Genomic DNA, 19,988 nt, shown 5'->3' with positions numbered 1-19,988 from the left:
ACTAATAAAATTTAGTTTTTGAAAGCCAATTCACATCATATTTAGAACTAATAAAATCTTCATTTCTTAATATTTTTTTATGAAGATCTATTGTTGAACTTACTCCCTCAATTACAAATTCGTCTAAAGATCTTTTTAGTCTTGAAATAGCTGAGGTTCGATCTTTTCCATGACAAATAAGTTTTGCAACTAAACTGTCATAATAGGGTGGAATTTTACACCCTTGAAATACGCAACTATCTACTCTTGTTCCTGGTCCTGAGGGTTGATTATAAGTCTTTATTGTTCCAGCGCTTGGTAAAAAATCTTTACTAGGATCTTCCGCATTTATTCTACATTCGATTGCGTGACCAAAAAATGTAATATCTTTTTGTTGTAAACTTAATTTTCCAGTGGATGCTATTTCAATTTGTCGTTTAACAAGATCGATACCAGTTACTTCTTCTGTCACAGGATGTTCAACTTGTAATCGTGTATTCATTTCTAAAAAATAAAATTTTCCTTTATCATAAATAAATTCTAAAGTTCCAGCTCCCTCATAACCAAGTTTTGAAATAGCATTTACCGAGACATCTAATAAATATTTTCTCTGCTCATCACTAATAACCGGGCAAGGACTTTCTTCTATAATTTTTTGATATCTCCTTTGTACAGAACAATCTCGCTCTCCTAAATGAACCGTATTATCTTTGCCATCGGATAAAATTTGAACTTCAATATGTCTTGGATTTTCAAAAAACTTTTCAATAAAAACCTCCTCATTATTAAAAAATTTCTTAGCCTCCGTTTGAGCAATTTTAATATTTTCCTCTAATTTGTCTTCAGAATGAACAATTCTCATGCCTTTACCACCACCACCACCTGCAGCTTTGATAAGTATGGGAAAACCAATTTGTTTAGATATTTTTATTGCTTCACCAATATCTTTTATTCCTGTCTCAGAGCCTGATACAATTGGAAGACCTAAACTTTTTGCTATTTTCTTTGCCTCGATTTTATCGCCCATCTTTCTAATAAGCTCAGAACTAGGACCTATAAACTTAACTTTGTGTTGTTCTAAAATTTCTGCAAATTTATAGTTTTCAGAAAGAAATCCATATCCAGGATGTACTGCGTCAGCCCCCGTAATTTCAATTGCAGATATTAAGGATGGTATATTTAAATAACTATCTTGAGCTTTTTGAGATCCAATACAAATACTTTCATCAGCTAGTCTGACGTGCATAGATTCGTTATCAGCCGTTGAGTGTACAGCAACAGTTGCTATCTCAAGTTCCTTGCAAGCTCGTATCACTCGTACGGCTATCTCGCCCCTATTAGCTATAAGTATTTTTTTTATCATTTATTCGACTAGGATTAGGTCCTGATCAAATTCTACTGCTTCGCCATCGGTTACTAATATTTTTTTAACCACGCCATCTTTAGTGGATGGAACATGGTTCATTGTTTTCATTGCTTCAATAATAATAATTGTTTGACCTTTTTTAATATTAGCGCCAACTGTTACGAAGGGTTTTGCCCCCGGTTCTGGTGCTAAATAAGCAGTTCCAACCATTGGTGACTTAACAATATTAGCTTTATTGATATTTTCAGAAGCAATAGTTGATGCAGCTGATGAAGGCTTAGATTGATTGTTAGTTGAAACTATTTGTTCACGTACAACGCCTTTACTAGATTTGCTAACTTTATACTTTACGTTATTTTCAGAATATTCAATCTCAGTCAGATTAAATTCATCTAAATAATCTGAAAGTTCTTTAATAATTTTTTTGTCAATTTTCATTATTTATTATCTTTAATTATTTTTTTAATTGCGTCTATTGCTAAAATATAACCTTGTGATCCTAAACCACAAATTAGACCATTAACAGCACTACTAATTAATGATTTGTGTCTAAATTCTTCTCTGTGAAAAATATTTGAAATATGAACTTCTATTTTAGGTATTTTTACAAGATTCAAAGCATCTAATATTGCAACAGATGTATGTGTAAAAGCTGCGGCATTAATTATTAAACCATCAAATTTATCTCTAGATTTTTGAATTTTAGTTACAATTTCTCCTTCAATATTAGATTGAAAAAAATCAACTTTAATTTTATTTTTTTTAGCATGTTCTTTACATTTTTTTTCAATCGATTTGAGAGTTTCTTTGCCGTAAATCTTTGGTTCTCTCTCACCTAGTAGATTAAGATTTGGACCGTTAATAATTACTATATTCATATAAAAAAATGATATGTTATAATTTAAAAATAGCTTAAATCCAACATGATACAAATCATTTTGAATGGAAAACCACATAATATAAAAGAAAAAACTAATATAATTTCTTTATTAGAGACTTTGTCTCTTTCAGAAAAAAAAGTAGCTGTAGAAATTAATGAAGAAGTAGTGCCAAGAGATAGTTATGCTAAAAAATTTTTATCATCAAAAGATCGAGTTGAGATAGTTCATTTTATTGGAGGAGGATAATTGGAAGATTTTATAATTTCTGGAAAAAAATATAAGTCACGTCTTATCCTTGGTACAGGAAAGTATAAAAGTTTCGAAGAAACTGCAAAAGCAATTAATGCTGCGGAGGTGGAGATTGTAACAGTGGCTGTTAGAAGGGTAAATGTTACAAATCCTAAGGAGCCAATGTTAGTTGATTTTTTAGATCCAAAAAAAATTACTTATCTTCCAAATACAGCAGGCTGCTATACGGCTGAAGAGGCTTTGCGAACATTAAGGTTAGCAAGAGATGCTGGGGGGTGGAATCTTGTAAAATTAGAAGTGTTGGGTGATAAAGAAACTTTATATCCAAATATGATTGAAACTATTGATGCATTAAAAGTTTTAAAAAAGGAAAATTTTGATGTTATGGTTTATTCATCGGACGATCCCATACTTTGTAAACAATTAGAGGATATGGGTGCTGCAGCTATTATGCCCCTAGGATCTTTAATAGGATCGGGTAGGGGAATTCAGAATAGATTTAATATCTCAATTATTAAAAACCAGGCAAAAGTGCCGGTAATTGTTGATGCGGGGATTGGCTGTGCTTCTGATGCTGCAATTGCAATGGAATTAGGTTGTGACGGCGTCTTAATTAATACCGCAGTAGCTGAGGCTAAAAATCCAATATTAATGGCTGAAGCAATGAAGGATGCTGTAATTGCAGGAAGAAAATCTTTTATTGCTGGTAGAATTAAGAAAAAAGTATCTGCAAATCCATCAAGTCCATTTGAAGGATTGATTGAATGATTAGTTTACTTCTTTAACTGCTTCTGGTTCCTTTTTTTTAGATTTTTTATTATCCTTAAATCTATTTTTATTGAAGAATCTTTTTCTTTTCCCTTTATAATTATTCTGCTTTTCATCAGAAACTTCTTCCTTATTTTCTGAGTTATTAGCTACAACTTGCTCAGTAGAATTTTCGATAATATCTTTTGAAGAAGGTTCTTTAACTTCAGTACCATTAAATTCGCTTATTAATTTCTTTTTAGAATCAAAAAAACTAAACAAAAATTCCTGACTTAAAAATTCTGAATTTTGAACTAAATTAATTTTGAATTTATATTTATCTTTAAAGAATTTAAGTTCTGTTGAGTAATTATTATTTAAAATATCAATTATTTTTTTAGATAAACTTACATTTATAATTCTAATCTTTGAGTCACTAAATGCTCGCTCTTCTAACAATTTTAGTACTTTTAGAGCAAATGAATCAACAGATAGCTGAATTTCCCATTTAATTGAACTTTCCCTTAATCTTTGTCTTGTCATTTCAAGAAGACCAAAATTACTTATTCTTCCAAATTGAATTCTTGCTTTATCATTTTTTAAAGACTCTCTTAATTTTCTCTCAACCAGTCTTTTATTTGAATAATTTTCCATATCGATAAAATCGATAACGATTAGGCCGGCTAAATCTCTTAATTTAACTTGTCTTGCGATCTCTTCTGCTGCTTCTAGATTATTTGTTAGAGCAGTTTTTTCAACATTTCTTTCTCTAGTTGATCTTCCTGAGTTAATATCAATTGAAACTAAAGCTTCAGTTGGACTTATAATTATGTAACCGCCTGATTTTAATTCTATTCTAGGTTCGAAAATTGAATTTAAATATTTTTCAATATTATAGTGATGAAATATTGGAATTTTACCTTTATATTTTACAACGTTCTTTGAATGAGCACTGGAGATTTTTTTTGCATATTTTTTTGCAGCCTCAAATGCTTTATCACCGTCAACAATAATTCTATCAATATCTCTACTATAGAAATCTCTAATAGCTCTAGCAATTAAATCTTCCTCTTCATATATTGTACTTGGGGCAATGGACTTTAGTGTTTTCATCCTAATTTCTTCCCATGTGCTTAATAAATTTGTCAAATCATCCTTAATTTCATTTTTAGTTTTGTTTGCACCAGCAGTTCTGACTATTAATCCCATTGTTTTTGGAAGTTCTAGGTCATTGATAATTTCTTTCATTTTTTTTCTATCGCTAGAGCTATAAATTTTTCGAGAGATCCCACCGCCTTTTGCAGTATTTGGCATTAACACAATATATTTTCCAGCAAGGGATATAAAAGTTGTCAGAGCAGCACCTTTTTTTCCTCTTTCTTCTTTTACGATTTGAATTAGAACTATTTGACCAGGTTTGATTACTTCTTGAATTCGATATCTCTTAAACCTGTAAAAACTTCTGTTATTTTTAGGTTTATCTTCAACAAGATTTTCGTCTTGTGAGTCAATACTGCCATTTGTTACTTTGTTACCGATATTTTCCTCATCCTGATCACCATTGGATGAATTTTTATCTTGTAAATTAATCTCTTCATTTTGTTCGGCATGTTCAACAATTTCTTTATCATTTTCTTCTAAAAGTTTTGCTCTAGCCTCTTCTTCTTCTTTTTTAATACGATCTTTGTCAGCCTGAGGAATTTGGTAATAGTCTGACTGAATATCGTTAAATGCTAAAAAGCCATGTCTTTCGTTTCCGAAATCTACAAATGCGGCTTGTAACGAGGGTTCTATTCTACTTACTTTACCTAAGTAGATATTTCCTTTTAGATTTTTGCGATGAATATTTTCATATTCATATTCTTCAATTCCACGATCGGACTTGATAGCAATTCTAGTTTCTTCTGGATGCGAAGCATCGATAAGTAATTCCTTAGACATGATAATAAATTCCTAAATTTTTGATTAATTTTTAATGACATAAAATTCATTTGTTTTCTTAGCTATTATAATAAACATCTATGCTAAAATATCTATTTAAATCTTAATAATTTAAGCAAATCAATGTAGAACTTGTTTGATTATTTAATAAATAAACCATTAAAATTGATTTTTTAAAATGATCGAAGTTAAAAATATTGCAGAAAAAGTAGGCAAATCCCTAGATAACATAAGGGGGTATCTTTGATAAAAATCAGGTCGATAAAAGAATCTCAGATCTAACAGCGCAAACAGAACTCCAGGATTTTTGGAGTAATCAAAAAAATGCAGAAAAAGTAATAAAAGATAGAAATTTTTTATTAGAAATTAAAAACAACTATGATTTTATTTTCAAAGAGCATTTAGATAACAAAGATCTTTTAGACATTGCTTTTAAAGAAAACGATGAAGTTTTAGCCAAAGACCTAAATAAATCATTTGAAAGCAATTTAGAAAAATTAAAAAAAATAGAACTTCTTTGTTTTTTATCAAATGAAAATGATGCTTTGGATGCCTATGTTGAAATCCATGCTGGTGCCGGAGGTACTGAAAGTCAGGATTGGGCTGAGATGCTAAGAAGAATGTATTCAAGATGGGCAGAAAAAAATAATTTTAGAGTTGAGCTTATTCATGAAAGTAGAGGAGAAGAAGCTGGAATAAAATCATCAACAATTAAAATATCAGGCCAATTTGTTTACGGCTGGTTAAAAGGAGAATCTGGAGTTCATCGTTTAGTTAGAATATCTCCATTTGACTCAGGAGCAAGAAGGCACACTAGTTTTGCAAGTGCCTGGGTTTATCCTGTTGTCAATGAAGATATCAACATTCAAATTTTAGACAAAGATATTCGAATAGACACTTATCGATCTAGCGGAGCAGGTGGTCAGCACGTAAATACCACAGACAGTGCAGTTAGAATAACTCACATTGCAACTGGCATTGTAGTGCAGTGTCAAAATGAAAGATCACAACATAAAAATAAAGAAACTGCGATGAATATGTTAAAAGCAAGACTTTATGAACTTGAGATGCAAAAAAAACAAAAAGACTCAGATAATTTAGAAAATTCCAAAAAAGAAATTGGTTGGGGAAGTCAAATTAGAAATTATGTCTTACAACCCTATCAGTTAGTTAAAGACAATAGGACTAATATTGAAATGACAAATCCAGAGAAAGTATTAGATGGAGATATAACAGTGTTTTTAGAAGCGTCCGTATATCAAGGAATTCACTAATGATAAAAAAATTTAAAATTTTATTTATAATTATTGGAGTTTTTGCATCTATAATAATTTTTTTGTCCTATGGTTTTCAAACATCAAATTTTAATGAATTAATTCAAAAAAAATTTAATGAACAATATAAAAAAATTAAATTAGAATTTAAGAATATTAGGGTCAGTTTAGACATTAAAGATTTTGCAATAAAATTCAGCCTCAATGAACCAAAACTTTCTCATAAAGGTGATCTAACAAATATTTACCAAACTAATTTTGGGGTTAGTCTTTTTTCAGTTATTAAAGGAAATTTTGAGCCAAAATTTATTGAAGTAAAGTTTTCAGAAAATTCATTTGAGAAAAGTATAGAACTAGTAAGAGATGTATTTCTAGAAGATGATCAAAAAGGTTATTTTGCAAACAAAGTTAAAAAAGGCCTCATTAAAGGTGATCTTAAGATTTACAATGAAGAGGCAATAAAAATTGAATTTTTGGGCAGCATTAAAGATGCATTTTTTTCAATCACTAATGATTTACCAGAGTTTCAAAATATTAATGCTAATATTGAATTTAAGGGGAGTGAATTAAACCTTAATATTTTATCAGGTTCAGCAGCGGGTCTAAATTTTGATAAATCGAAAATAATTTTAAATGAACTATCGGACAGTTATAAAGTTGCTCTTGATTTAAATTTAGCTGGAAAATTCAATTCACTAAAAGAGTTTAAGAATTTAAAAGTTCCAATTTTTGAAGAGATTTCAAAAGACTTTGAAAAGTTATCATTTTCTACAACAGCAACTAATAAGATAGATCTAGAATTTGATAAAAAAGGAAATCTTTTAAACACTTCCGTTAAAGGTAAAGCCGATATTTCAAATCTAGAACTAGATTTAGTTCAAAATGCTTTTCCTAATATTCTTGATGAAAAAAATAGAAAATTCAAGAATGGTAAGTTAAAAGCTGAATTTGATAAAAAAAGTATATTTATTGATGGAATTATTTTTAATCAGAATGATACTTTAGATTTTAAGATAAATACCGATCTTGCAAAAAAAACATCAAAAATTAATATTATCTCAGAGGTAAATTTTGTTAACTGGCAAAAAATTTTTAAACCTGAGTATATAAAAGGATCTTCTAAATTTTACATTCAGTTAAATATTAATAAAGATCAATACTTATTTGATACAAGAGTTGATATTAAAAAAAGTTTAATAAGTTTTTCTCCAATTAATTTTAATAAATTATTAGACGATGAAGGTCAGATTCTTTTAAAAGGAGAGATTAAAAAAAGTATCACAGAACTTGATAAAGTTTCTATCACAGCAGGTAAAAATAAAATTGAAATATTTGACTTAAACCTAGATGAGAATTTTTCTATAACATCTGTTAATAATATTACCGTTAATACTGATAAGAGTAATTTTAAAATTACCTCATCCAAAAAAAATAACCTCAATCATATAGATATTTCTGGAAAACGACTGGATGCAAAATATATTATTGACAGTTTAACAAGTTCAAAACCATCAACTTTAGTATCAAAAAAATTTAATGGAACGATTAGTGCAAACATTGGCACTTTAGATACTGGAACTAACGATGATGTTAGAGATTTTGTTTTAAATGGAACAATTTTAAAAGGTCAATTTACAAAATTAGATGCAAATGGAGTTTTTTCTAATAAAGAAAAAATTACAATAAAAATAAGTAGAAATAAAAATGGTAACATCGCAACCTACATGCTCTCAGATAGGGCAAGACCCTTTATTGCAAGCTTTAACTTTATAAAAGGATTTGAAAAAGGAAAATTAGAGTTTAGTTCTGAAGACTTAAGTCCAACGTCATCAAAGGGAAAAATAATTATTACTGATTTTAAAATTAGAGAAATACCTGTTCTTGCGCAAATACTCTCCTTAGCTTCTATTACTGGAATTTTAGATACTTTGAAGGGCGATGGTATTCGTTTTGATAATGCTGTGATTGTTTATGAAAATGATGAAAAATTTTTCACCTTTAAAGATTTTTATGGAACTGGCCCATCCCTTGGTTTTATTGTTGAGGGCAGGATTAATAATGCTGATAATTTTGTAAGTGTGGACGGTAATTTAATCCCTGCTTATGAAGTTAATCGCCTTTTATCTAATATTCCAATTTTAGGTCAGATTTTAACTGGTAAAAGTGGTGATGGAGTATTTGGTGTTAGCTTTAAAATTAAGGGAAAAGATAATAATTTTGAGACAACCATTAACCCTATTAGAACTTTAACACCAAGATTTGTGCAGAGATTTATAGAAATATTTAAATCAGCTAAATAGCCTCTATTAAAACGTGCTGTTTCTTCCCAAATGAAATTTTGATAATTTTTTCACCTTTAAAATCATCTTGGGTGACAATTTTTTTTTCATCTAAAACAATTTCATTATTTATTCGATAACCCTTATTTGAAATATTTCTTCTAAATTCACCATTTGATTTTGCAAAATTGATTTTAATAATCAATTCGTTAAAAGATATTCCTTTATGAAATTCTGATTTTTTAATTTCAATTTTTGGCAAATCATCGCCAAAAGATTTATCTTCAAATGTTTTTTTAGAGGTAGCCTCAGCATTGGAAGAGGCTTTTTCACCATGGAGTATTTTAGTTGCCTCATTTGCAAGAATTATCTTAAAATCATTAATATTTCTTGATTTATCATTTTCAAATTCAGCGATCTTATTAATTGGTAACTCTGTAAATAATCTTAAATATTTAAATACATCCGCATCATTTACATTTCGCCAAAATTGCCAGTATTCATAAGGACTAGTTTGTTTTTCATCTAGCCACACAGCTCCCTTTTCCGTTTTACCCATTTTAGCACCGGAACTTGTAGTAATGAGTGGTGTTGTTAAACCATAAGATTCCTTTCCGTTAACTCGTCTTATTAATTCAATACCGTTGACGATATTTCCCCATTGATCAGAGCCGCCTATTTGTAAGACACATTCATTTTTTTTATTCAGTTCAAGAAAGTCATAGGCTTGTAGAATCATATAATTAAATTCTAAAAAACTTAAGGATTGCTCTCTGTCTAACCTCAGTTTTACACTATCAAAAGTTAGCATTTTATTAATTGTAAAATGTTTTCCATAATCTCTTAAAAAATTAATATAATTAATTTTAGTCAGCCATTTTTCATTATTTAAAAAAATAAATTTATTATTTCCTTTATTATTTAAAAATTTATTAAAAACTTTTTTAATACCTGAGGTATTTTTTTTAATTTCTACACTTGTTAAAATTTTTCTGCTTTCTTCTTTACCAGAAGGATCCCCAACCATTGTTGTGCCACCTCCCAATAATACAATTGGTGTATGACCAAAATTTTGAAATAATCTAAGACACATAATCTGTACTAGGCTGCCAACATGTAGACTTGGTGCAGTGCAGTCAAAACCAATATATAATTTAATCTTTTTATTATTTAGAAGTTTAGCTAGATTATCTAAATCAGTGCACTGATTGAAATATCCTCTTTCTTGAAAGGTTTTGATAAGATTCTGATTCATTCAATAAGATAGTATTATACAAAATTAAATAATATTAAATCTATATAAATGAATAATTACATTTCCCTAGGAACTATGAGTGGTACTTCTATGGACGGAATTGATCTTTCAATTATTAATTCTGATGGTGAAAATAATACTTCTATAGTTGATAATTTTTTTTTCGAATATAGTTCGGATTTTAAGTTGGAATTAATAAATATTAGAAAAGAAGTTTTACAAAAAAACGATTTAATATCAAAAAAACCAATTATTAATGACTTATCTAGAAAGATTACACTTCTTCATGTTGAAGCGATTAATAAAATTTTAAAAAAAAATCCTTTAACAAAATTAGATTTGATAGGTTATCACGGTCATACCCTAATCCATAAACCTGAACAGGCATTTACGTTTCAATTAGGAAATCCTGAGCTTATGGCACAACTTTTAAAGACTAAAGTTATTTTTAATTTTAGAGATAACGATATTAAAAATAAAGGACAGGGAGCGCCATTAGTAACTCTTTATCATGGTCAAATATTAAAACATTTAAACCTAATAAATAATGGCGTCATCATAAATATTGGCGGAATTGCAAACGGAAGTTATTTCGAAAATTCCATTATTCATTCCAATGATATTGGACCTGGCAATTGTTTATTGGATCAATGGATTAGAATAAATTCAAAGGATTTGGAATTTGATAGGGAGGGAAAAATTTCAGAAAAAGGCGAGGTGAATAGTTTAATGCAAGAGGATTTTTTAAATCACTATAGTTATCACGATAAAAAAAAATCATTAGATATTACTGATTTTAATATTGCTCAATTTCGTGGTCTTAAATTAGAAGATGGTGCTGCAACCTTAGTAAGTGTTACTGCAAATTTAATTGCCGATTTTATAAAAAATATTAAAGAAAAGAAAAATAAAATTATTTTAGCAGGTGGCGGTAGAAAAAATAAAACCTTAATTAAATTTTTGTCAAAAATTTTAAATGTCAATGTTGAACCCATTGATCAATACAAGTTTGCAGGCGATTTTATTGAATCCCAGGCTTTTGCTTATCTTGCAATAAGAAGTTTTGAAAAAAAATTTTTATCTTTACCAACTACTACGGGAGTTATTAAGCCTGTTACAGGCGGAATAGTTTATTCTAATTAAAATCTAGATTCTTTTTTAATATATTTTTCTATGGCAGAATTAAATTCTTTATCTTTGCCTGCAAAAAAATGATTGGCACCTTCTATTTTAACAAAATCTACATTAATACTCTTTTGATTTTTAAGTTTAGTCTCTAATGCTTTTGTTGCATCCTGTGGAACGAGTTGATCATTGGATGCATATAGAACCATGCCTGATGATGGGCAAGGTGCTAAAAAATTAAAATCATAAATATTAGGTTGAGGACAGATCGCTATAAATCTATAAATTTCAGGTCTTCGCATTAGCAATTGCATACAAATTAATGAACCGAAGGAAAATCCAACAATCCAACTTTCATTAGTAGTTGGATTTTGTCGTTGTATCCAATCTAATACAGCTGCTGCATCTGATAATTCTCCCTGACCATTATCAAATTTCCCCTCACTTTTACCAACTCCTCTAAAATTAAAACGACAAACAGAAAATCCATTTTTAAGAAATGTGTGAAAAGCATTATAGACAACTTTATTATTCATGGTTCCACCATACTCTGGATGTGGATGAAGAATTAAAACAGTGGGAGCAGTTGAATTTTTTCCTTGAACGTATTTTGCCTCAAGTTTTCCATCGGGTCCGTTTATAAAAGTTCCTGCTGGATTAACTATACTCATAGAATTTTGTTGAATTATTATTTTAACAAGGCGCTCTTATACCATAAAAGCAATTGAGTTTTGGTTTTTTTTTAAAGTTGACTAAATTAGTAGGAATAGATAAATCTACGTGAATTAATCATTAATTTACTATGAAATTAACAGCTAAAGGAAGATACGCTGTAATGGCGATGGCTGACCTTGCCAATTTTAACAAGCAGCAAAAACCAGTCAGCTTGAATGATATATCCATACGTCAGGGTATTTCTCTCTCCTTTTTAGAACAGTTATTTTTAAAATTAAAAAAAAAAGATTTAGTCACTAGTGTTAGAGGAAATTTAGGTGGATATAGACTCTCAAAGGAGCCAAGCAAAATTCATCTTTCATCAATCATTGAAGCAGTTAATGAAGATATCAAAACGACTAAGTGTAAACTAAAGTCTAAAAAAGGGTGCACAGGAAAATCAACAAAATGTATAACGCACAATCTTTGGGATGGATTGTCACGTCACATTAGTAATTATTTTACTTCAGTGACATTAATGGACGTTTTAGAAAATAAAATTCCAAGAAGTACACCTATGGAAAATTCAGCAAGTCAATCACAGGGAATGAGTCGATGATTTACTTAGATTATAACGCAACTGCACCGTTACATAAAAATGTAATAAAAAAAATTCAAAATTTAAAATTTGAAGAATTTGGCAATCCTTCTTCTGTTCATAAAATTGGTAGAAATTCAAAAAAAATTGTTGAAGAAGTCAGAAGAAACATTTTATCCGCTTTAAAAGCAAAAAATTATGATCTTATTTTTACAAGTGGAGCAACTGAGTCAAATAATTTAGCTATTAAAGGTTTTATAAAAAAAAATAATATTAAAACTATTTTTTCTCTACAAACAGAACATGCATCAGTGATTGATGTTGTAAAAAATTTAGATATTGAAAAAAAATTCTTTAATATCAATTCAAATGGCAATATTAATTTAAAAGAAATAGAGGAATTACTTTCAAAACAGACCAGTTCTTTTTTAGTTAGTATTATGTTTGCAAATAATGAGTCCGGAATTATTCACCCTATTAATGAAATTGCAAAAATAGTTAGAAAATATAAAGGAATTATTCACTGTGACGGTGTTCAAGGTCTTGGAAAAATTGAAATAGATTTAGATAGTTTAGATGTGGATTTATTTTCAATTTCATCTCATAAAATTGGCGGGCCTACAGGAGTTGGCGCTTTATTAATAAATACTAGAAATAATATTTCCCCAGAAATTACAGGGGGAGGGCAAGAGAAAAATTTAAGATCTGGTACGGAAAACTTTTTAGGAATTGTAGGCTTTGGTGAGGCAATCAATGAAGTTAATAATTTAGCTAAAATTTGCAATTCTGAAATAAAAAACAATAGAGATTTATTAGAAGCAAATTTAAAAAAACTTTCTAATGAAATTAAAATTTTTGGCGAAGATACAAATCGATTGGCAAATACTTGCTATTTTGCATATCCATCAATGACTTCTGAAAACCAAGTGATTGCCCTTGATCAAAAAGGAATTTGTGTCAGTTCTGGTGCGGCTTGTTCCTCTGGTAAAGTTGAACCGTCCCACGTTTTAAAGGCAATGCAAGTAGATGAAAAATATATTCACTCTGCAATTAGAGTAAGTTTGGGCTGGGATTCTACTAAAGAGCAAATTGAAACCTTCTTTAATATTTGGAAGTCAGATTGTTTTAAAAATGGAGCATTAAATGTCAGATAATTTTATTCAAGAGCAAATTAAACAGGATTATGCCTACGGTTTTGTAACCGATGTGGAGTCCGTTAGAGCTCCAAAAGGACTGAATAAAGAGGTTATTCAGTTTATTTCAAAACAAAAAAATGAACCTGAATGGTTGTTGGCTTGGAGATTAAAAGCCTTTGATCGATTACAATTAATGACGGAGCCAAACTGGCAAAAACCTCAATATCCTAAAATTGACTACCAGGCTTTATATTATTACTCAGCGCCAAAGAGTTTTAAAGAAGGACCTAAGTCATTAGATGAAATTGATCCTGAGATTAAAAAAACTTATGAAAAATTAGGAATTCCTCTTAATGAACAAAAAAGATTAGCAGGAGTTGCGGTGGATGCCGTATTTGACTCTGTATCCGTTGCTACAACATTTAAAAAAAAATTAGAAGATATTGGAATAATTTTTTGTTCAATTTCTGAAGCTGTACAAAAACATCCAGATTTAGTTAAAAAATATTTAGGTTCAGTTATTCCTTTAACGGACCATTATTTTGCGACATTAAATTCTGCAGTCTTTACCGATGGTTCTTTTGTTTACATTCCAGAGGGAGTGAGATGTCCCATGGAGCTTTCAACATATTTTAGAATTAATGCATCAAACACAGGCCAATTTGAAAGAACTTTAATTATTGCAGATAAGGGAAGTTATGTAAGTTATTTAGAAGGATGTACTGCTCCAATGCGTGATGAAAATCAACTTCATGCCGCAAATGTAGAGTTAGTTGCATTAGATGATGCTGAAATTAAATATTCAACTGTTCAAAATTGGTATCCAGGCGATAAAGAGGGAAAAGGTGGAATTTATAACTTTGTAACAAAACGAGGAATTTGTAAGGGTAAAAATTCTAAAATTTCTTGGACACAAGTTGAAACAGGATCTGCAATTACTTGGAAGTACCCAAGCTGTATTTTACAAGGCGATAATTCATCGGGTGAATTTTACTCAATTGCTATTACTAATAATTATCAAAAAGCAGATACCGGAACTAAAATGATCCACCTTGGTAAAAATACTAAGAGTAGAATTATTTCTAAGGGTATTTCCGCAGGTCACGCTGATAATACTTATAGAGGCCTTGTCAGCATTCATCCAAAGGCAAGTAATGCCAAAAATTATACACAGTGCGATTCATTATTAGTTGGAAATTTATGTGGTGCACATACGGTTCCATATATTGATAATAAAAACTCGACTTCAACCACAGAGCATGAAGCAACAACCTCTAAAATAAGTGAAGAGCAGTTATTTTATTGTAAACAAAGAGGCTTAAATCAAGAAGAGGCAGTAAGTTTAATTGTAAATGGATTTTGTAAAGAGGTTTTGCAACAACTACCCATGGAGTTTGCAGTAGAGGCGCAAAAGTTAGTGAGCATTAGTTTAGAAGGAAGTGTTGGTTAATGTTAAGTATTGAAAAATTAAATGTAAGTGTGGGTGATAAAAAAATCTTAAAGGATTTTAATCTTAAGATTGGTAAAGGCGAAGTGCATGCCATTATGGGACCCAATGGATCTGGGAAAAGTACACTTTCCTATGTATTAGCTGGCAAAAGTGGATATGAAGTTGATGGAAAAATTTTATTTAAAGATGAAAATATTATTGAACTTGAAGCAGATGAAAGAGCACAGAAGGGAATATTTTTAGCATTTCAGTACCCCATAGAAATTCCAGGAGTTTTTATGAATAATTTTTTAAAAACTTCCTTAAATGCAATTAAAAAAGCAAAAGGGCAGAAGGAAGTTGATGTTGTTGAATTTTTATCCCTTGTAAAACAGCACGCAAAAAAACTTGGAATTAAAGATGAGCAATTAGGTCGAGCTTTAAATGTTGGTTTTTCTGGTGGAGAAAAAAAACGTAATGAAGTTTTGCAAATGTCATTATTAGAACCAGATCTTGCAATTTTAGATGAAACTGATTCAGGATTAGATATTGATGCTCTAAAAATAGTTGCAGATGGAGTGAACGCTCTAAGATCTAAAAATAGATCTTTTTTAATTATTACCCATTACCAAAGATTATTAGATTATATCAAACCTGACTTTGTCCATGTGATGGTAAATGGTTCAATTGTAAAAACGGGTTGTTCAAAACTTGCGCAAGAACTTGATAAGATTGGCTATAAGGAATTTCAAAAGGCAGTTTAAATATAATGAACACTATTTCTGAAATTAAAGAAGTAAATGAATTAAGAACATTAAGTTTAAACCTTTTCAATAAACATGGCTTTCCAACTAAAAAAGATGAAGATTGGAAACAATCTACATTAAATTACTTTTTAGAAAGTAATAAAAACCTTGAGATTTATAAGCCAAATAAAGAGGTTATTAATGAAAAGGTTGTTGAAAAATTTAAACACAATAAAATTTTTATCGTTAATGGATTGGTTCAAAAAACGGAATTTGAGGGAAAAGATAAGGACAAGTTAATTATCACTTCAATTGATGAATATTATAATAAAAATAATAAACATTTATCAAAATTATTTAGTAATAAAAAAAATCCACTGATTGCTGCAAATAATGGCTTAGCAACAATCGGTTATTATTTAGAAGTAAAAGATAATTTAGATTTGCCAATAATTATTTATTATCAGTTTAATTCTAAAGCTGATCAAAAACAAATACATCAAAAAAATTATATTTTACTAAATAAAAACTCTAAAGCTGTAATCTTTGAAAAATTTTTAAATGATAATAAAAAAACATTCATTACGATTAATACCAATATTGATGTTGAGAAAAACTCCCATTTTAAAAATTATATTTTAAATTCAAATAATACAGAAAACTGTATTTATAGGTTTAAGAAAGTAAATATTGCAACAAGTGCAAATTATGAAAGCTTTATATTTTCAAATATTACAAAAACAATCAGAGATGAAGTAGAGATTAATCTCAATGAATCTTTGTCTGAATGTTATTTATATTACACGCAGTTTCTAAAAAATAACGAAGAGCACGAGATTAAAGTTAAAATTAATCATTTAGCTGAAAATACAAAGAGTTATCAGTTTTCAAAAAGTATTATGGATGGAACGGCTAAGGGAGTTTACCAAGGAAAAATATTTGTTGATCAAATCGCACAAAAAACCAATGGTTATCAATTAATTAAAAGTGTTCTTTTATCCGATCAGTGCACCTTTCATTCAAAGCCCGAACTTGAAATCTACGCCGATGACGTAAAATGTAGCCATGGTTCATCATCCACCTCACTTAATAAGGATGAATTATTTTATTTAATGGCAAGGGGCATTCCAGAAAATCAGGCAAAACGATTAATCGTTCAAGGTTTTTTATCGGAAGTGGTTGAGAAAATTTCAGATGAAAATTTTAAGAATTATTTTTTAAAGAAAACCGAGGATATGTTGGCATGAATTTAAAAGATATTAAGAGTCAATTTCCAATATTTAAATCAAATAAAAATTTAATTTATTTTGACACTGCTAATTCTGCACAAAAACCAATTCAAGTGATTAATGCATTAGATGATTTTTATAAAAATCATTATGCAAATATTGGCAGAGCCGTTTACGGTCTTGCAGCCCGTGCAACAGCTAATTATGACAATACAAGAGAGACTATTAAAGAATTTGTAAATGGCAGTGACGGAGAGATTATATTTACAAAAAACTCAACAGAATCTTTAAATTTAGTCGCCCATTGTTTTGGCAAATTTTTAAAAGAAGGTGATGAAATTATATTAACTGAGGCAGAGCATCATTCGAATTACGTGCCATGGCATTTTTTAAGAAAGAAAAAAGTTAATATAAAATTTATTCCAATTAATGAAGAAGGCGAAGTTCAGGTTGATCAATTAACCTCATTAATTACCAACAAGACGAAAATGATTAGTATTATCCATGTATCCAACGTTACGGGACTTACAACAAATGTTAAAAAAGTAATCAGTATTGCAAGAGCTAAAAAAATACCCGTTTGTATCGATGGCACGCAAGCAGTCACTCACAGTCATGTGGATCTTAAAGAATTAGATTGCGATTTTTATGCATTTTCAGCTCATAAAATTTATGGGCCAACAGGAGTTGGAATATTGTTCATGAAAAATAAATGGGTTGAGCAATTTGAGCCCTTCAATGGTGGTGGTGGAATGATTCAAAATGTTGATACTAAAAATATTACCTATGCATCAGGAGTTAGTAAATTTGAAGCTGGCTCATTGGCATCAGCTGAAGTGATTGCATTAAAGCATGCAATTAAATTTGTTAAAGATATTAAAATTAAAAATATTGTAAGCCATGAGCAAAGTTTAGCTACTTACGCTTTAGATAAAATTAGCAAATTTAATGATATTGAGTTTGTAGGAAGACCCTCAGATAAAGGAAGCGTTTTTTCCTTTAATATTAAGGGTGTTCATGCCCATGATGCATCAACAGTTTTTGATGAAGATGACATTGCAGTAAGGGCAGGTCATCACTGTTGTCAGATCCTTCATAAAAAATTGAAAATTGGATCATCCTTAAGGGTTTCCTTTGGAGTTTATAATAATAAACAAGATATTGATGCTTTATGTGAGAGCATTAAAAAATGTAAAAAAATATTTAAATTAAAGTAATGGATCTAACAGAACTTTATCAGGATCTCATCTTAGACCACGGTAAAAAGCCTAGAAATTTTGGCAAATGTAATAAATTTAATCATGATGCCGAAGGGCACAATCCTTTATGCGGGGATAATATCCATGTGTACTTAATTTTAGATAAAGACAAAAAAGTAACGGATATCTCATTTGAAGGATCAGGCTGCGCCATCTCCGTTGCATCCTCCTCAATTATGACTGAAATTGTTAAGGGTAGATCTAAAAAACAAGCTCGTGAATTATTAAATTCATTCTTTAAAATGATTAAAGAGGGACAAGAAATTAAAAAAGCAGGTTTAACCGAGGATGAACATATTAAATTTTCATCCCTTGCAGGAGTTGGTAAATTTCCAATGCGAGTAAAATGTGCAACTTTATCTTGGCATACTTTAAAAGCAGCACTGGATAATGAAAAAAAACCAATTAACTCAGAAATTATAGACTAATGGATCATTCACAAAAAATTGAGGAAATAAAAGATAAATTAAAGACCATTTTTGACCCTGAGATACCCGTTGATATTTACGAGTTAGGTCTTATTTATGATGTAAGGCTTAAGGATAAGAATTGCGAAATTGATATGACGCTTACTTCACCAAATTGTCCAGAAGCACAAAGCATTCCTAACAATGTTAGAAAGGCTGTTGAAAGTTTAGGACATTACGATGAGGTGGTGGTGAAAATAGTTTGGGATCCGCCTTGGGATAAGAGTAAGATGTCGGAGGTTGCAAAACTGGCTTTAAACGTATGACAAAACAATTAATTACAATTTCAGATAATGCTGCAAAGCGTATCAAAGAAATATTAAGTAATGCTGAAACTGGCGTCAAAGGTGTTCGTGTTTCTGTAAAATCAGGCGGATGTGCGGGCATGGAATATGAGATGACTTATCTGAAAGAAACCATTCCAAATGATGAAGTGGTAAAAGATAATGGAGTTGAAGTATTTATTGATCCAAAAGCTATTATGTATTTGCTTGGAACAAAAATGGATTACAAAGAAGATAAATTTTCTTCATCCTTTGTATTTAATAATCCAAATGAAACTGAACGTTGTGGCTGCGGAGAATCCTTTAAAATTTAAATTGTTCAGCTAAATTTCTCTCTTTAAGACCATATTTTTTATCGTACAAAAGTCTAAAGGTTTTATTTTTATTTAAATAAACATTTACAGTTAAAACATGACGAAACTCTACGTTGTCAGCAACAACGCTAACGGGTCTTTTTTTTGGATCTAAATTTTTAATAGAAACTTTTGCATTACTATTTATTGTAGCACCACGCCATCCCCTTGGTTTAAAGGGTGAAATAGGGGTTAGAGCTAATAAATTTGACTCTAAATCTAACACAGGTCCTCGAGCTGATAAGTTGTAAGCAGTGCTGCCCGCAGGTGTTGCAACAAGGGTGCCATCACATACAATTTCCCTCATTCTTACTTTATTATCTATTTTAATTTCAAGTTTTGCAGCCTGGCGTGTTTCTCTAAAAACTGACACTTCATTAATTGCAATAGCCGTTTTAATTTTGCCATTATTATTTTTTGCATACATTTCAAGGGGATGAAGTTCAGCAATGTCAGCTTTATTAATTTTATTAATTAAATTTTTCTCATCAAATTTATTTAGTAAAAAACCGCGATTTCCTTTATTCATACCGTAAAATGGCAGTTTATATTTCTGATATTTTTTTAAAGAGCTAAGCATAAAACCATCACCACCCAAAACTACCAAGACATCCGAATCATTAATTGAATGATTTTTATATTTTTCTGTAATCAATTTTTTCGCAGACTGTGCCGTTGGAGTTGCATCAGCAATAATATGTATTTTTGAATAGGAAATAGCCATTTGCGATAAATTA

21 protein-coding genes are annotated in these 19,988 nt (G+C 29.9%); 14 read left to right on the top strand and 7 right to left on the bottom strand.

Going from position 1 to position 19,988, the window contains the following annotated elements:
- Nucleotide 1 precedes the first annotated feature (1 nt).
- The 3 genes from accC to aroQ are packed head-to-tail and all read right to left on the bottom strand — an operon-like array spanning nucleotide 2 to nucleotide 2,223.
- A complete protein-coding gene (gene accC, locus CR143_RS03580; protein ID WP_099340465.1) occupies nucleotides 2-1,342 on the bottom strand; it encodes an acetyl-CoA carboxylase biotin carboxylase subunit in 1,341 nt (446 codons plus the stop codon).
- Nucleotides 1,343-1,783, bottom strand: coding sequence for an acetyl-CoA carboxylase biotin carboxyl carrier protein (accB, locus tag CR143_RS03575; RefSeq protein WP_099340464.1), 441 nt, complete (start codon nucleotides 1,781-1,783; stop codon nucleotides 1,343-1,345).
- The gene (gene aroQ / locus CR143_RS03570) at nucleotides 1,783-2,223 is read right to left on the bottom strand and encodes a type II 3-dehydroquinate dehydratase (protein ID WP_099341005.1); all 441 of its coding nucleotides are present in this window, start codon (nucleotides 2,221-2,223) and stop codon (nucleotides 1,783-1,785) included. The genes accB and aroQ overlap by 1 nt, the downstream gene beginning before the upstream one ends.
- Nucleotides 2,224-2,268: 45 nt before the next feature.
- Here aroQ and thiS point away from each other — a divergent pair, with 45 nt between their 5' ends.
- A complete protein-coding gene (gene thiS / locus CR143_RS06390) occupies nucleotides 2,269-2,472 on the top strand; it encodes a sulfur carrier protein ThiS (protein WP_204524586.1) in 204 nt (67 codons plus the stop codon).
- Complete coding sequence (locus tag CR143_RS03565) at nucleotides 2,473-3,243, top strand: thiazole synthase (RefSeq protein ID WP_204524585.1); 771 nt, start codon at nucleotides 2,473-2,475, stop codon at nucleotides 3,241-3,243.
- Here CR143_RS03565 and CR143_RS03560 read toward each other — a convergent pair whose 3' ends face one another.
- A complete protein-coding gene (locus CR143_RS03560; RefSeq protein ID WP_099340463.1) occupies nucleotides 3,244-5,163 on the bottom strand; it encodes an Rne/Rng family ribonuclease in 1,920 nt (639 codons plus the stop codon). It lies immediately after the preceding gene.
- A 178-nt stretch (nucleotides 5,164-5,341) separates the two neighbouring features.
- Here CR143_RS03560 and prfB point away from each other — a divergent pair.
- Nucleotides 5,342-6,437 (top strand): peptide chain release factor 2 gene (prfB, locus tag CR143_RS03555; RefSeq protein ID WP_099340462.1). Its coding sequence is split into 2 segments (ribosomal slippage): nucleotides 5,342-5,407 and nucleotides 5,409-6,437, totalling 1,095 coding nucleotides; the frame shifts between segments, so codons are not numbered across the junction.
- Nucleotides 6,437-8,737 carry a YhdP family protein gene (locus tag CR143_RS03550; RefSeq protein WP_099340461.1) on the top strand — a complete coding sequence of 767 codons (2,301 nt, stop codon included), beginning with the start codon at nucleotides 6,437-6,439 and terminating at the stop codon, nucleotides 8,735-8,737. Before prfB ends, CR143_RS03550 begins: the two co-directional genes overlap by 1 nt.
- Here the strand turns inward: CR143_RS03550 and tyrS are convergent.
- Entirely contained in the window at nucleotides 8,730-9,971 is a 1,242-nt protein-coding gene (gene tyrS / locus CR143_RS03545) for a tyrosine--tRNA ligase (protein WP_099340460.1), read from the bottom strand. The genes CR143_RS03550 and tyrS overlap by 8 nt on opposite strands.
- Nucleotides 9,972-10,019: 48 nt before the next feature.
- Here tyrS and CR143_RS03540 point away from each other — a divergent pair, with 48 nt between their 5' ends.
- Nucleotides 10,020-11,114 carry an anhydro-N-acetylmuramic acid kinase gene (locus CR143_RS03540; protein WP_169696843.1) on the top strand — a complete coding sequence of 365 codons (1,095 nt, stop codon included), beginning with the start codon at nucleotides 10,020-10,022 and terminating at the stop codon, nucleotides 11,112-11,114.
- Here CR143_RS03540 and CR143_RS03535 read toward each other — a convergent pair.
- A complete protein-coding gene (locus CR143_RS03535) occupies nucleotides 11,111-11,767 on the bottom strand; it encodes an alpha/beta hydrolase (RefSeq protein WP_099340459.1) in 657 nt (218 codons plus the stop codon). The two genes, CR143_RS03540 and CR143_RS03535, sit on opposite strands and share 4 nt — an antisense overlap.
- 131 nt (nucleotides 11,768-11,898) lie before the next feature.
- Here CR143_RS03535 and CR143_RS03530 point away from each other — a divergent pair, with 131 nt between their 5' ends.
- From CR143_RS03530 to CR143_RS03490, 9 genes are read left to right on the top strand one after another with little or no spacing between them, the layout of a single operon-like run.
- On the top strand, nucleotides 11,899-12,369 hold the full coding sequence (locus CR143_RS03530) for an Rrf2 family transcriptional regulator (protein ID WP_099340458.1): 471 nt from the start codon (nucleotides 11,899-11,901) through the stop codon (nucleotides 12,367-12,369).
- Nucleotides 12,366-13,502, top strand: a complete 1,137-nt coding sequence (locus CR143_RS03525; protein WP_099340457.1) for a cysteine desulfurase family protein — start codon at nucleotides 12,366-12,368, stop codon at nucleotides 13,500-13,502. Before CR143_RS03530 ends, CR143_RS03525 begins: the two co-directional genes overlap by 4 nt.
- The gene (gene sufB, locus CR143_RS03520) at nucleotides 13,492-14,934 is read left to right on the top strand and encodes a Fe-S cluster assembly protein SufB (RefSeq protein WP_099340456.1); all 1,443 of its coding nucleotides are present in this window, start codon (nucleotides 13,492-13,494) and stop codon (nucleotides 14,932-14,934) included. Before CR143_RS03525 ends, sufB begins: the two co-directional genes overlap by 11 nt.
- Nucleotides 14,934-15,677 carry a Fe-S cluster assembly ATPase SufC gene (gene sufC / locus CR143_RS03515; RefSeq protein ID WP_099340455.1) on the top strand — a complete coding sequence of 248 codons (744 nt, stop codon included), beginning with the start codon at nucleotides 14,934-14,936 and terminating at the stop codon, nucleotides 15,675-15,677. Before sufB ends, sufC begins: the two co-directional genes overlap by 1 nt.
- A gap of 5 nt (nucleotides 15,678-15,682) precedes the next feature.
- Nucleotides 15,683-16,906 (top strand): SufB/SufD family protein, encoded by a 1,224-nt coding sequence (locus CR143_RS03510; protein WP_099340454.1) that lies wholly within the window; start codon nucleotides 15,683-15,685, stop codon nucleotides 16,904-16,906.
- Nucleotides 16,903-18,105: an aminotransferase class V-fold PLP-dependent enzyme gene (locus CR143_RS03505; RefSeq protein WP_099340453.1), complete on the top strand. Its 1,203-nt coding sequence runs from the start codon at nucleotides 16,903-16,905 to the stop codon at nucleotides 18,103-18,105. The genes CR143_RS03510 and CR143_RS03505 overlap by 4 nt, the downstream gene beginning before the upstream one ends.
- Nucleotides 18,105-18,575, top strand: a complete 471-nt coding sequence (gene sufU, locus CR143_RS03500; RefSeq protein WP_099340452.1) for a Fe-S cluster assembly sulfur transfer protein SufU — start codon at nucleotides 18,105-18,107, stop codon at nucleotides 18,573-18,575. Before CR143_RS03505 ends, sufU begins: the two co-directional genes overlap by 1 nt.
- Complete coding sequence (locus CR143_RS03495) at nucleotides 18,575-18,880, top strand: iron-sulfur cluster assembly protein (RefSeq protein WP_099340451.1); 306 nt, start codon at nucleotides 18,575-18,577, stop codon at nucleotides 18,878-18,880. Before sufU ends, CR143_RS03495 begins: the two co-directional genes overlap by 1 nt.
- A complete protein-coding gene (locus CR143_RS03490; RefSeq protein WP_099340450.1) occupies nucleotides 18,877-19,212 on the top strand; it encodes a HesB/IscA family protein in 336 nt (111 codons plus the stop codon). Before CR143_RS03495 ends, CR143_RS03490 begins: the two co-directional genes overlap by 4 nt.
- Here CR143_RS03490 and CR143_RS03485 read toward each other — a convergent pair.
- Complete coding sequence (locus CR143_RS03485) at nucleotides 19,202-19,975, bottom strand: NAD kinase (RefSeq protein ID WP_099340449.1); 774 nt, start codon at nucleotides 19,973-19,975, stop codon at nucleotides 19,202-19,204. The genes CR143_RS03490 and CR143_RS03485 overlap by 11 nt on opposite strands.
- Nucleotides 19,976-19,988 lie beyond the last annotated feature (13 nt).

The organism is Candidatus Fonsibacter ubiquis (assembly GCF_002688585.1).
GTDB lineage: Bacteria > Pseudomonadota > Alphaproteobacteria > Pelagibacterales > Pelagibacteraceae > Fontibacterium > Fontibacterium commune.
Note: the sequence above shows the minus strand (reverse complement) of the source record. Positions and strands in the feature narration are given on the sequence as shown.